The sequence below is a fragment of the Flavobacterium sp. JAS genome, assembly GCF_020991455.1.
GTDB lineage: Bacteria > Bacteroidota > Bacteroidia > Flavobacteriales > Flavobacteriaceae > Flavobacterium.
Map to the genome: position 1 here is coordinate 131,728 of NZ_JAJMOX010000007.1, position 14,334 is coordinate 146,061.

At 33.1% G+C, this 14,334-nt stretch carries 6 protein-coding genes; 5 read left to right on the plus strand and 1 reads right to left on the minus strand.

Annotation, left to right across the window (positions count from 1 at the left end):
* The first annotated feature begins 10 nt into the window (after positions 1-10).
* Together LPB88_RS11845 and LPB88_RS11850 are read left to right on the plus strand one after the other, a co-directional pair.
* Positions 11-1,717 carry a S8 family serine peptidase gene (locus LPB88_RS11845; protein ID WP_230715764.1) on the plus strand — a complete coding sequence of 569 codons (1,707 nt, stop codon included), beginning with the start codon at positions 11-13 and terminating at the stop codon, positions 1,715-1,717.
* On the plus strand, positions 1,714-3,450 hold the full coding sequence (locus LPB88_RS11850) for a S8 family peptidase (protein ID WP_230715765.1): 1,737 nt from the start codon (positions 1,714-1,716) through the stop codon (positions 3,448-3,450). The genes LPB88_RS11845 and LPB88_RS11850 overlap by 4 nt, the downstream gene beginning before the upstream one ends.
* Positions 3,451-3,713: 263 nt before the next feature.
* Here LPB88_RS11850 and LPB88_RS11855 read toward each other — a convergent pair whose 3' ends face one another.
* The gene (locus tag LPB88_RS11855; protein ID WP_230715766.1) at positions 3,714-5,912 is read right to left on the minus strand and encodes an alpha-galactosidase; all 2,199 of its coding nucleotides are present in this window, start codon (positions 5,910-5,912) and stop codon (positions 3,714-3,716) included.
* A 1,785-nt stretch (positions 5,913-7,697) separates the two neighbouring features.
* Here LPB88_RS11855 and LPB88_RS11860 point away from each other — a divergent pair.
* The 3 genes from LPB88_RS11860 to LPB88_RS11870 all read left to right on the plus strand — a co-directional run bounded on the left by LPB88_RS11860 (position 7,698) and on the right by LPB88_RS11870 (position 14,271).
* Positions 7,698-10,949, plus strand: a complete 3,252-nt coding sequence (locus tag LPB88_RS11860; protein ID WP_230715767.1) for a TonB-dependent receptor — start codon at positions 7,698-7,700, stop codon at positions 10,947-10,949.
* A 23-nt stretch (positions 10,950-10,972) separates the two neighbouring features.
* On the plus strand, positions 10,973-12,673 hold the full coding sequence (locus LPB88_RS11865) for a RagB/SusD family nutrient uptake outer membrane protein (protein WP_230715768.1): 1,701 nt from the start codon (positions 10,973-10,975) through the stop codon (positions 12,671-12,673).
* A 167-nt stretch (positions 12,674-12,840) separates the two neighbouring features.
* Positions 12,841-14,271, plus strand: coding sequence for a hypothetical protein (locus LPB88_RS11870; protein WP_230715771.1), 1,431 nt, complete (start codon positions 12,841-12,843; stop codon positions 14,269-14,271).
* Positions 14,272-14,334: the final 63 nt, after the last annotated feature.

The following is a 14,334-nucleotide window of genomic DNA, read 5'->3' on the forward strand; positions in this document are numbered from 1 at the left end:
CAATAATAAAATGAGGTCATTCTACATTATAATTCTATTTCTTTTCTTTTTTATAAGTTGTAAATCAACACGAGAAACAAATATTACTAACACAAACATTCTATTAAAGAAAGAACTAACACCCTTACAATTAAAAACTTGGTATCAAAAAGATTATCAAGAGGACAGCATTCCCGGAATTTCGTTAGATAAATGGTATCGTTTAAATAAAAAGAAACCTAAAAATAAAAGCATTATTGTAGCTGTAATTGATACTCAAATTGATTTGAAACACGAAGATCTTCAAGGTTTAATCTGGACAAACAATAAAGAGATTCCAAATAATGGTATCGATGATGACCATAACGGCTATATTGATGATATTAATGGCTGGAGTTTTATAGGAACTAAAAATGGAGGTTATGTAGTATGGAATAAATACGAATATGTACGCATTATAAAAGAATGGGGACCATTATTTAAAGACAAAACAGAATCTCAAATTGATGCTAAAGATTTGTTTAAATACAATGAATATCATAGGGCATTAAAAAAATTTGAAGAAAAAGAGCCATACTACAAAAGATGGTTTAAGTCCTTGAATTATAAAGCTGCGCTTTATCCCACCGTAAAAGATACTTTAAGATATTTTTTTCCAAAAGAAGATTATACATACAAACAATTAGATAGTCTATATAAAAAATATAAAATTAATGACAAAGAATTTTGGCAAAGACGAAATGATAATGATAAAGATTTAGGAGCATTAATTAGTTGTATGATGACTAATCTAGATATGGACCAAAATACTTTAAAAGACATCGTTGATGAACAAACCCAGTTAGATTCAATTATAAATAAAAGCTTAGATATAGATTATAATGAACGCCTATTAATAGGTGATAATCCTAATGTTCTTGAAAAAGGCTATGGCAATAATAATGTCAGTAATAATAAAGCTGGACATAGACCTATTCAGGATCATTGTACAAAAATGAGCGGAATTATTGGCGCAAATAGAGAAAATAATATAGGGATAAAAGGAATTGTGCAAGACGTTAAGATTATGCCTTTGAGCATTTCTCCAATGGGAGATGAAAATAATAAAGATGTTACCATGGCCATACGTTATGCTGTAGATAATGGAGCAAAAATAATCAATATGTCTTTTAGCAATAGCTTCTCTTTACATAAAGAATGGATGATGGAAGCATTTAAATATGCAGAAGAACATGATGTTCTTTTAGTTCGCAGTGCTGGTAATGAAGAAAATGATAGTGATAAAATAATATATTACCCAACGGATATAACTTTTGAGAATAATAAAGAGTTTTGTTCAAATTTTATTGTTGTTGGATCAATTACTCGTAAACCTGACAGTACTTTTGTCTCTAATTTTTCTAATTACGGAAAACAAAATGTAGACTTATTTGCTCCCGGTGACGAGATTTATTCTACTAGTGAAGCCAACAGTTATAATTTTGATTCGGGAACTTCATTAGCTGTCCCAATGGTTTGTGGTACAGCGGCATTAATTAGGTCGTATTATCCAAATCTTACAGTTACACAGGTTAAACAAATCATTCTAGATTCTGGGACAAGTTATAATCTAGATGTAATCCTACCCGGTACAAAAGATAAAAAAGTTCCTTTTTCAGAATTATCGAAATCAGGAAAAGTTTTAAATGTTTATAATGCAATGCAACTTGCCGAAAAAGTCAGTAAAAAGAAAAAATGAAAACGAACTTTAAAGAAACAAAATCATTAAAAAAATCAATTCTGTTTTTTATTCTAATACTAATTTTCTTAGTTGGATGCAAAAGCAAAAAAGATCTGAATATTTCTACACCTGTTTTTGGCAAAAAAGAATTTACCCCTCTAGAAATGCAAACCTGGTATCAAAAAGATTATCTAGAAGATTCGATTCCAGGCATTTCATTAGATAAATGGTATCGTTTAAATAAAAAGCAACCAAGAGCTAAAAGTATTATTGTAGCCGTAATAGATACTCAAATTGATATAAATCATGAAGATTTACGAGGACAACTTTGGACAAACAACAACGAAATTCCAAATAATGGTATCGATGATGACCATAATGGCTACATAGATGATATAAACGGTTGGAATTTCAAAGGTACTAAAGCCGGAGATTATGTGGTTTGGAGTAACTATGAATATGTACGCATTGCTAGAGAATGGGGGGTATTGTTTAAGGATAAAACAGAATCTCAAATTAATACAAAAGACTTATCTAAGTATAAAGAATATCACAGAGCTTTAACAATGTTAGAGAAAGAAAATAAGTTTTATAAAAATTGGTTAAAGTCTTTAAATCACAATGTTGCTATTTATCCTTTAGTAAAAGATACTCTAAGATATTTTTTTCCTAAAGAAGATTACACCTACAAGCAACTGGACAGTCTGTATAAAAAATATAAAATAAATGACAAGACATACAGACAAAGACGCGATGACAATGATAAAGACCTAGGTGCATTAATATTTTATATGATGATTAGTCTGGAAGTTGATGAAAAAACTTTTAAAGACCTAATAGATAGACAAACCTATCTTGATTCTGTTGTGACTAAAAACGTGAATGTAGGCTACAATGAGCGCTTATTAATTGGCGATAACCCTAATATTTTGGATAAAGCTTATGGTAATAACAATGTTTCTAACAAAGCAGGTCTCGAATCTGTTCAGGAACATAGTACAAAAGTGTCCGGAGTAATTGGAGCTAATAGAGAAAATCATCTAGGGATAAAAGGAATTGTGCAAAATGTTAAAATTATGCCTTTAAGCATTATCCCTATAGGAGATGAACAAGACAAAGATGTTGCTATGGCGATATATTATGCAGTAGATAATGGCGCAAAAATCATTAATATGTCTTTTGGTAAGGAATTTTCTTTACACAAAGAATGGGTCACTGAAGCATTTAAATATGCAGAAAAACATAATGTGCTTTTAGTACACTGTGCAGGAAATAATGGCTTTGACATTGATAAAAATCCGTTTTATCCAAACGATAATGGTTCTGAAAATTTTGACGAAGTGATCTCGAATTTTATCAATGTTGGATCTATTAGTCATAAGTTGGACAGTACTTTTGTATCCGATTTTTCTAATTATGGTAAGCAAAATGTTGATTTATTTGCTCCCGGAGATGAAATCTATTCATCAAGTCCTGATAATGCTTATAAATTTGATTCTGGTACTTCATTTTCCGGACCAATGGTATCTGGAACAGCCGCATTAGTTTGGTTATATTATCCAAATCTTACAGCTACAGAGGTTAAACAAATCATTCTGGATTCTGGGACAACTTATAATCTAAATGTAATTATACCCGGTACAAAAGATAAAAAAGTTCCTTTTTCAGAATTATCAAAATCAGGAAAAGTTTTAAATGTTTACAATGCAATGCAACTTGCAGAAAAGATCAGTAAAAAGAAAAAAGAGTAACGGCTTTTTCATTTAGCTCTGATAATGCATCTTCCGGATAGCCATTTTTTTTTGATCCAATCTGGACTTGCGCGTCAGGTTGGGCTTTCCAGAATGAAATTTGTTTTATATTTTTCGGTATCGGATATAATAATTTTTAATTGCATCGTATTCTTCCCTACTCTTTAATAAATCAAATAAATACAAAATTTTGATTTTCATAAAAAAAGCCCTTCAAATGAATTTCTTCATAGAAAGGCTTTTTAGTCATATAACTAATTCAATTATATTTCTGTAATTTCGAGAACAACACTCGTTTCTACTTTAGATGATGAAACTCTTAAACCAACATTCATCAGGTAATCTCCTGTAAAGGATTCGCCTGATTCTTCGAGAGTTTTCTTTGCTTCGGGCATTAAATTTATTTCTTCGACTTTGTAGTTTTTCTTTGGATCTAAACCTTGAAAACGAACCGAATTATACTGTGGATCATAAAGTGGATGAAGCGTGTAAGAGAATAATACTGCCTTGCTTTTTGCCTCATTTACATACATTAATACAGCGCGGCTTTCGTCATAAGGAGAAATCATTCTATACATGTCGCCATGCCAGATTACAGGACTTAAGCGCTTGTAATTGGCAACGGCATCCTGACAATATTTTAATTCTTTTTCTTTTAGTTCTTTTATATTAATATCAAAACCCAGTTTTCCCATCATCGCCACATCAGTCTTGAATTTAATAGATTGATTTCCCCATGATGTTACGTGATTACAAATCGAAAAGGCCGGAAAAAACTGTGAATATCCCCATTGTATAAAAACTCTATTGAAAGGATCTGTATTGTCACTTGCCCAGAATTCTGTAAAATATTTAAGAAATCCATAATCGGTTCTGCCACCTCCGCCAGCGCAAAGCATCATTGGTAAATTTGGATATTTAGTTTTAATTCGGTCTAAGACTTTGTATAAACCTTTTGTATATTCAATAAACAAATGTGATTGCTGGTTCTTTAAATAAGTCGAATAAGCATTGGTCATCATTCGGTTGCAATCCCATTTAAAAAAGGCTACACCCGATTTTGTCTGCATAATATCGTCTACCGTTTTGAACACAAAATCCTGCACTTGCGGATTACACAAGTCCAAAACCAATTGTGTACGGTAATAACTCTCTGGTCTGTTTGGTAATTTCAAAACCCAATCCGGATGTTTCTCATACAATTCGCTTTTAGGATTCACCATTTCCGGCTCAATCCAGATTCCGAATTTAACTCCTGTTTTTTCTGCTTCCTGCATCAAAAAACCAAGGCCGTTTGGCAATTTTGTATTTGTTGCCTGCCAATCGCCAAGACCAGATTTATCGCCACTTCTTGGATATTTATTTCCAAACCAGCCATCATCCAATAAAAACATGTCAACGCCTAAGGTTTTTGAATCTGCAAACATGTCCGTTAGTTTCTTTTCATCAAAATTGAAAAAAGTAGTTTCCCAATTGTTCAATAAAGTCAAACGTGGTTTTTCTCCATCTTTAACACCATATTTTCTAGCCCAGGTATGTAAGTTTCTACTCGCCTGCCCTTTTCCTTTATTCGAAAAAGTATAAATAAAGGACGGTGTTGTAAATGTTTTTCCTGGCTCAAGACTGTATTCTGAAGCAAACGGATTGATTCCGGAGCTTATTCGAAGTGAATTTTTATTGTCTAATTCAAAAGCAAACTTAAAATTCCCGGACCAGGCAATCGTTCCCGCCACAAGTTCTCCGGAGTTTTCATTAGCTTTTTCATTAAGCGACAAAAAGAAAACAGGCGTTTGGTACATATTAGTACGAACTCCCAGTTTTGAATCGATTACTTTAGTACCGCTGGTGAGTTCGCTTTCCTGCATGCGAACTTCCTTTGCCCAATCGCCGTGAAATTGCGTCAACCAATAATGATCGGCATCAAAATGTAGCATCGACGACGCATAATTGTATAAGATAACTGGCTTCTTTTCGTGATGAATAATTTCTGTCCACTGCTCAATTACATTTTCATTAAAAAAAGCTTTATAATGAAGCGTAACTTCTACAGGATACATCGGATCTTTCAGTTTTATAATAGTTTCAGTAGTATTAGCGTCAATTTTTTCTGTACGATGACTTACATAATTTAATTCCAAAGACGGATTTCCATCATTATGAGTCATTCGAATCGCCGACTCAAACAAATTTTCGGTTCCGAATGTTGGGTAGGCCTGATGTCTTAAATTAACTAATGGATTCCCGTCGTTTATGACAAATGATTTTGTGTTTTCTTTTGAAAGTGCATTGTATCCGGAATCACCTTCTAGTTTTTTTCCTAAATACGATTGATAAAGTAACCCATTTTTTGCTGCTTTTAGAATCAAAGCACTACTTTGAGTTTCGATCTTAATTTGTGAATCTTGCGCATTAGCTTTACAAAACAAGGTTGTAAACGCTAATAGAAATATTATTCTTTTCATAAAATTAGTTAGTAATAGTAAGTGGTTGTTTCTTATTTGCGGTTTGTAAAATTTCTTTGGTATTAATACTTATTTCTAATTTAGAAACAGTCGATTTGTATTTCTCTAACTTGAAACAATTGTTATGAGTTGGGTTTACAACTGTATCTTAAACAACTCTTGAATGAGATTTAACAGTCAATCCGCGACGATGAAGGTTACTATCATTACAAAATAATTGAGCTATTATATTGTAGAATTCATAAATAACATCATCGAATATTTCTAATTCTATTGTTTATTTATGAAAAATGAAATCCAAAAATATAACAATACTATTTTCTTTCATACCAGTACCTACCGGTTTCTTTTTTCATGATTTAAAAAAGGGCTCATTATTATGAAAATATTTCCCGTTTAGAACTATTACAGAATACCAAAATGTTGATGTTTTTTTATTCCCTTTTAAAAGCAATTGATAAAAAAAATGAAATTAAAAAGCCGGAAAAATTGGCTTCTTAAAACAACATTTACTTTGCCTTTTTCATTATTTCAAAACTTGTTATTATGAGTTTATGAAGATTTAAAATAGAGGGATAATTTTTCTGCTTCATGCTTAATAAAAGCTATTAGATAAAAAGTGCACAAATCATTCTAAAAAAATATTTTTTTTATTATTTGATGGATTAAAAGCGTTCAAAAAAGACATCAATAAATCATTTTTAGAAAGTAGTACCAAAAATATTCAGGCGCCATTTTTACCTCATCATTTTAATCCCAAAATATTCTGAAAAATACTGTTCAAAAATGATAACAAAAAAAATTCACAAAAAATTATCTCAAAAAAATTATCCAATTTAAAATTGATTATAAAAAACCCTACCAGTGGATCAATTTTTAATATTGGACCAAAAATATTTTTGCATATTTAAAATAATAAACGTTATTTTTACACTTTATTTAGTAAAACACAATTTAACTCTCGATACACATATCTTAAAAACAAATACAAAAAAATCGTTTTCGTAGCTAAGACATTTGTTAAAATATACATGTTTTTTGTGATTTTGATAGTTTATTATCTAAAAAAGTAAAAACGAGGATAAACTCAAGTTAATTTAAGCAAGCTTAGTCTTACATATCAATTCAATTTTGCGACTGGTATGGTTTTTTAATTAAAATTATTGGAAACGATAGTGAAATTTCTTCAAAAATTAATTTTGATACTATATTATCCACTTGTGAAAATTTAAAAGGCAGTCTTTTTTTAGTAAAAAAACAAAAAGAAAAGATTCAATTAAATCTCCTTTTATAATCATTTTTAGAGGATAAAAAACCTTCTTAAATTTCAAAGTTCACAACTTATAAAACTAAAAAAATAGCATTATTTGATAGATTTTTAGCATTTTAAGTTCTGCATCAAATTCTACTATCCAAATACACAAATTGCTTCTCAATTTCTTTTCGATTAGATCAAAAATTGTCTTTTATATCCATAAAAATATCAGAAAAATCTATCATTATACACAATTCCACGTTTAATGATTTATATTCATATATTACCCACTTTATTTTTCATATTAATTTAATTTTTATCGATTTTTTAAACATATCGCAAAAAACTGGTAGGTACTGGTATGGGACTAGTATAGAACATTTATACTTTTGAATCTCACATTTATCTCTTCTTCAACAACGATCTGCAAGTACACCATGTATTTCTATTTGCTTTTTCAAAATGAAGGTGAGAGATAAAATCAGAGAAACGTGAGAATAAATTACTAACCAAAAACCATTATTTTGAAAATGAAATTATTAACCAAAGACAAACCAACAAACGATTGGCTTAATGCCGAAATCTGGAAGGTTACCAAACTAACATCTGGATTTCTATTGGCTATGAGCTTACAAGTTTCTGCCGCGACAGCAACTAAAGACAACAAATTTTTCTTGAAGTTAACTAACACTCCTCTTACTGGGAACAATGTAACAAGTGGAAATTTGTCTCTTACCAAGCTAACAAAAACAGAGAACACAAGTATCTTATTTGCAGAGCAAAAAACAATTAAGGGTAAGGTAACAGGCCCTAAAGGAGAACCTCTTCCTGGGGTTAATATTATTGTAAAAGGAACAAAGATTGCCGTAACGACTGACTTTGACGGAAATTTTACAATTGATGTTCCAGACGGAAATACTATCCTTGTGGTTTCATTTACGGGTTTTGTTACTAAGGAAGTTTCGGCTGCTAACGCGACAAATATTCAGCTTGAAGAACAAAACCAAACCTTAAACGAAGTTGTAGTTGTAGGATATGGTACTCAGAAGAAAAATTCTACAACAGGAGCAATTGCTTCTATCAAAGGAGGAGTATTAACACAAAATGCATCTGCAAACGTTTCAAATGGTATTGCCGGACGTATGTCTGGTGTAATTGCCAATAACCGTTCAGGAAGACCTGGTGATGATAGCTCAACTCTTTTAATTAGAGGATTTAACTCTTTTGGAGGCGGAACGAGCCCTCTTGTAGTTGTAGATGGTATTCCGGATCGTGACTTAAATAGAATTAATCCTGATGATATTGAATCGGTTACGGTTTTGAAAGATGCATCAGCGGCAATCTATGGAGTTCGATCTGCAAATGGGGTAATTTTAGTTACTACCAAAAGAGGTAAAATTGGTAAGCCAACAATCAAAGTTGACGGATCTTACGGAATTCAGCAATTAACGAGAATGGATCAGAGGGTTAACTCCTGGCAATACATGACGTACTACAACGAACTAAATGCTAACAAAGGAACTACGCTTCCTTACACCCAGGCAGATATCGACAAGTATAAAGCGGGTAATGATCCTAATTACACAAGTACAAACTGGCTTAAAGAAGTCTATAGAAAAGATGCGCCTCAGGCTAATGTCTCGCTTTCTGTAAATGGTGGTAACGAGCAGGTTAAATATTTCTTTTCTGGTCAATACTTGAATCAGGAGAGTAATCTTAGAAATAGCGATGAGAGATACAGACAGTTTAACTTAAGATCGAATATTGACGTTAATATTTCATCTAACTTAAAAGTAAATCTGGATATTGCTACTCGTAAAGAAGACAGAAATTATCCGGCAATAGGCATTGGAAACATTATGCACGAAACGGTGAGCATGTATCCTTTTATTCCGGCATATTGGAAAAATGGTTCTCCATCATCAGGAATTACAAACGGAAGAAACCCGCTTTTAATGTCTTCTCCAGCTGCTGGTTATGACAAAGTTTTAAACTTAATTGTAAATCCAAAAATTGGTTTCGAGCTAAAATTACCAAAAATTACTGAAGGACTTACTTTAAGCGGATATGCTGCATTTGACTACAATGTTCGTAGCGAGAAAAAATTCACTAAACCTTGGGATGCTTATTCTTACGACAAAACAAATGACAGTTATAATAACGTAAAAAACAGCACTGCTATAACTAGTGTTATGCAAGACGAGCAAATTACGAATCAAAATACCTATTTTGCAAAGTTAGCCTACGATCGTAAATTCAACAAACACAGCGTTAATGCTTTTGTTGGATACGAGCAGACTACTACAGACAAAACTGAAACGTATGCTTATAGAAGAGATTTATTAAGCGACCAATTAGATCAAATTTTTACAGGAAGTACTAAAGGGCAAAATGCAACAGGTAGTGCTTATCAAGACGGAAGGGAAAGTTACTTAGGCCGTGTGGCTTATAACTACGATAATAAATATTTTGCTGAAGTTTCTGCCCGTTACAACGGATCATTCAACTTCCCATCTGCTACTCGTTGGGGAATGTTTCCGGCAGTATCTGCAGGTTGGAAAATATCTGAAGAGCCATTTTTCAAAAATAATATTAAAGCAATTGATCAACTTAAATTAAGAGCTTCTTGGGGAAAAATGGGTAATGATGATATGAGAGAAGTAATCAATGGAAAGACAATTCTAAACCAATACCTGTTCCTGACAAGATACCAAATAGTAACAGATCAACAGCTTTACAATTATTTTGGTTCAGATTACACCTTAAACAACAGTATATACCTTTCAGCTTCACCAAATCCAAATATTACCTGGGAAATACAGGATTCTAAAAATATCGGACTTGACTTTGCTTTTTTCAACAACAAGCTAACGGCAACTTTTGATTATTTCAGCAACAAAAGATCTGATATTTTAACAGCAAGAAACGCATCTGTGCCTTTATACACAGGATTGGCACTTCCTAAAGAAAATATTGGAGAGACAGTTAATAGAGGTACAGATTGGTCATTGAATTATGCCGATATGACACACCAATTCAAATACAGCATTGGTTTTAATCTTACTTATGCTCAAAGTAAAGTTTTGTTTCGTGACGAAGCTCCTAACATTCCAGAATGGCAAAAATCAACAGGAAAAGCTATCGATTCATGGGTAGTTTATCAAACAAATGGTATTTACCGTACACAGGCTGATGTTGACAATTCGGCTCACTTTGAAGGGGCAAAACCTGGAGATATTTGGGTAAAAGATACAGATGGTGATGGCAGTATAACTTCTAATGACCAGGTTAGAATTCCGGAATCAGCCACGCCGAAAATAGCTTACGGTATTCCGATGAGAGCTGAATACAAAGGATTCTCAATCGACATGCTTTGGACAGGACAATCACAGGCAAAACAAATGATTCTTCCGCAAGCACAAGGAGCAATCGTAGCGCCTCCAACATGGTTATACAACGACAGATATACAGCAGAAAATCCTAATTCTAAATATCCTGTAGCATTCAATGATTCAGATAATAGAAATAATATTCAGTCTGACTTCTGGTTAAGAGATGCCTCTTTCTTTAGATTAAAATCATTAGAAATATCTTATGTTTTACCTGAAAAATCACTCTCAAGATTTGGAGTATTAAATATGAGAGTTTATGCAGGAGGAACCAATTTGTTTTCTATCGACCAGATGAAAAAATACAACTTAGATCCGGAGACGAACAATACGACAGGAGTTAATTATCCGCAAACCCGCATCTACAGAGTTGGTATGACGATTGAATTATAATATTACAAAAAAAATATCCTAACATGAAAAATTATAAAACCAATAAACTAATAAATATAAAAAAGAAGGCATTTATCCTTGCCTCTTTCTTTATCACAATTGCCTCTGTTACATCCTGTAGTGAAGATCCATTAGATAAGGTTCCATTAGATTCTTATACAGATGCAACGGTTTGGAATGATTTGAAACTTGCCGAAGCTTTCGCAAATAATCTTTATACCGTATTACCAAGCACACAGCACAACTGGAACGACAGAACAAATAGAAGCTGGGTTTTGTCTACCGCATGCGATGAAGCTTTTAATAATTTTAACGATTATGACATTTGGACCCTAAATTCAGGAGCTTTAACTCCGGATAATGCAGGAAATTTTGATGTCTGGAAACCTACTTATGCTACAATTCAAAATTGCAATATCTTTTTATCCAGAATTGATGCTGTTCCGGGAGATGAAGCCACACGTACCAGATTAAAAGGCGAAGTGACATTTTTAAGAGCGTATGCTTATTTCAAACTAACGAGCGATTACGGAGGAGTTCCTTTGGTTACTGCGCCGTTTGATTTGAACAGTAATTTTAAAGTAGACCGTAGTACTTATGATCAATGCGTTGATTTTATCGTTACCGAGTTAGACAAATCTGCTGAGTTATTACCATTAACGGCTTCTAGTCTTGGAAGAATTACAAAAGGTGCTGCTCTTGCCATAAAATCAAGAATATTACTTTATGCTGCGAGCCCGCAATGGAATACATCAAATGATATGGCTAAATGGAAAAAAGCGTCTGATGCTGCAAAAGCTGTTATCGATTTGAATATCTATCAGCTTTATGATAAAAAATACGAAGACCTTTTTACTACCAATAATTCAGAGATTATTTGCTCTCGTTTGTCTAGTAAAGACCCACAATGGAGTGCTTTTAATGGTGTCGAAATGTTTAATTCTCCAAGTGGTTTTCATGGTTGGGCTAGTTTCGCACCAAGCCAGGCATTAATAGATGCTTACGGTACTGCAGACGGAAAAGACATTACTGATCCTACATCAGGATATAATTCGCAAAAACCGTATGTAAACAGAGATCCTCGTTTTTACAAGAATATTGTATATGATGGACGTGCTTATGGGAAACCTGAATTTTGTCAGGATCGTTATGATGCCGGAAGTTCAAATAAAGCGGAGTTCTACGAAGGTGGATTAGATTCTCCTCAAGGATGGGATACCTGGAATGCCAGTAAAACGCGTTACACTTTCCGTAAATATTGTGATACAACTTACAATTACAACAATGAAACGCAAACAAACAAAGCATGGATTATTTCTCGCTTAGGCGAAATTTATCTTAACTATGCCGAAGCCCAATTTAAACTTGGTAACGAAGGTACAGCAATTCAATATCTAAACGCAATCAGACAACGTGCAGGAATAACAGCTCCATTGGCAGGTTTGACTGGTGCTACTTTAGAGAATAAAATTCGCAACGAAAGACAAGTTGAGTTATGTCTGGAAGGATTCCGTTATTATGATATTCGTCGTTGGAAAATTGCCGACGAAACCGAAAACAAACCTTTGATGGGAGTAGTTATTACCAAAAATGGTGATGGATCAAAAACCTATACCTACACCAAAGTTCAGGATAGAATTTTCAAACCCCAACATTATTTATTGCCTATTCCGAGAGATGAAACCAACAGAACCAATTTAGTTCAAAACCCGGGTTATAATTAAAATTAACCTTTCTACTTTTTGCCCCAATCTTAAAGTATTACTTTATCAAAAGAACTAAAAAGCAGCAAACCCGCCATATTAATTGTGTGGGTTTGCTTTTAAAATTTTAGTACAGTCTTAAAATGATCTCAAACTAAAGTATTTATTCAATAATAGAAAATTGCTGGATGAAAAACAGATTTATAATTATAGCTGCCAATTGCTGCTTCTTTTTTAATGCATTTGGTCAAAACACAACAACATTCAAATCATCAGATTCTGCTATAGAACTTGCTTTTGACCGTGCAAAAACAATGGCTTTGAGTTATAAAGGAGATTCAAAGGATCCTGTTGGACCCTGGTACGAAGCAGCACTTCCTTCAAGAGCTGCTTTTTGTATGCGAGATGTTTCACACCAAACTATTGGCGCCGAAATCCTCGGATTAAGTAAAGAAAACAAAAACATGCTTTCTCTATTTGCCCAAAACATTTCTGAAAGCAAAGACTGGTGTTCGTATTGGGAAATCAATAAATACAACAAACCTGCTCCTGAAGATTACCGAAACGACAAAGAGTTTTGGTACAATCTAAACAGTAATTTTGATGTAATGTATGCTTGTTGGAGATTGTATTTATGGACCGGTGACGAAACCTATATCAAAAATCCTGAGTTTGAAAATTTCTTCGAAAAATCAGCAATCAATTATATAGAACGCTGGTCACTTGAGGAGGATTCTTTATTAACAAGACTTGAATTTCCAAATCCTTCTTTTCCTTTTAACATAAAAGATGATTTTCATAAATGTCACGGACTTCCCTCCTATTCTGAAGGAATTCCGGGCTTAAAAATGGGCGTTGATTTAGTTGCTGCAATTTACCGCGGACTTCTAACTTATTCTTCTGTTTTAAGACAAAAAGGAGATGTTCAGAAAGCTGAATTCTTCGAAAAAAAAGCAGCAAAATATAAGCAACAAATCGAACAAACCTGGTGGGATAATACCACCTCAACTTATAATGTAATTTACACAAACGACGGAAAGTTTAGCAAAGATGGCGGCGAACTCTTTTTATTGTGGTTTGATGCTTTGAGTGATACAACCCGAACTAAAAAAACAATCGAACATATTATTTCTCAAAAAACCAATGTCGAGAGTTTATCTTATCTGCCTTTTTTACTTTACAAATATGGTTATGAAGATAAAGGATATGAATATATTTTGCACCTCACCGATCCTGTAACAAAACGAAGAGAATATCCTGAAGTTTCTTACGGTGTAATTGAAGGTATTGTACACGGATATATGGGAATTGAGCCTGATGCAACAACAAAAACAGTTACTACTTTGTACCGCGGAAAAAACGGAACAATATCTGAACTGGACAATTTACCTGTTTTAAAAACAGTACTTTTTATAAAACAAGAAAGCCAAAAAACAACGCTTTATAACAAAGGTAACACTGCTATACAATGGCGAGTTATGTTCTTTGGAAATTATGATGCGATATTTATAAACAATAAAAAAATTACCGCCAACCACAAGAAAGATGATAACGGAAATTCGTATACATTTGTTGATGTCCCTGTAAATTCACGGCAAAAAATGGATGCATCTTTCTAGTAGCACCTAGAACAAGCATACTCTTTATCTATAAACAACACAACAATCTCTACTAAATACAAT

Bases quoted from the DNA above. Each gene is read 5' to 3' on its own strand.
- LPB88_RS11845 (WP_230715764.1), top strand. From the start codon at position 11: ATGAGGTCATTCTACATTATAATTCTATTTCTTTTCTTTTTTATAAGT.
- LPB88_RS11850 (WP_230715765.1), top strand. From the start codon at position 1,714: ATGAAAACGAACTTTAAAGAAACAAAATCATTAAAAAAATCAATTCTG.
- LPB88_RS11855 (WP_230715766.1), bottom strand. From the start codon at position 5,912: ATGAAAAGAATAATATTTCTATTAGCGTTTACAACCTTGTTTTGTAAA.
- LPB88_RS11860 (WP_230715767.1), top strand. From the start codon at position 7,698: ATGAAATTATTAACCAAAGACAAACCAACAAACGATTGGCTTAATGCC.
- LPB88_RS11865 (WP_230715768.1), top strand. From the start codon at position 10,973: ATGAAAAATTATAAAACCAATAAACTAATAAATATAAAAAAGAAGGCA.
- LPB88_RS11870 (WP_230715771.1), top strand. From the start codon at position 12,841: ATGAAAAACAGATTTATAATTATAGCTGCCAATTGCTGCTTCTTTTTT.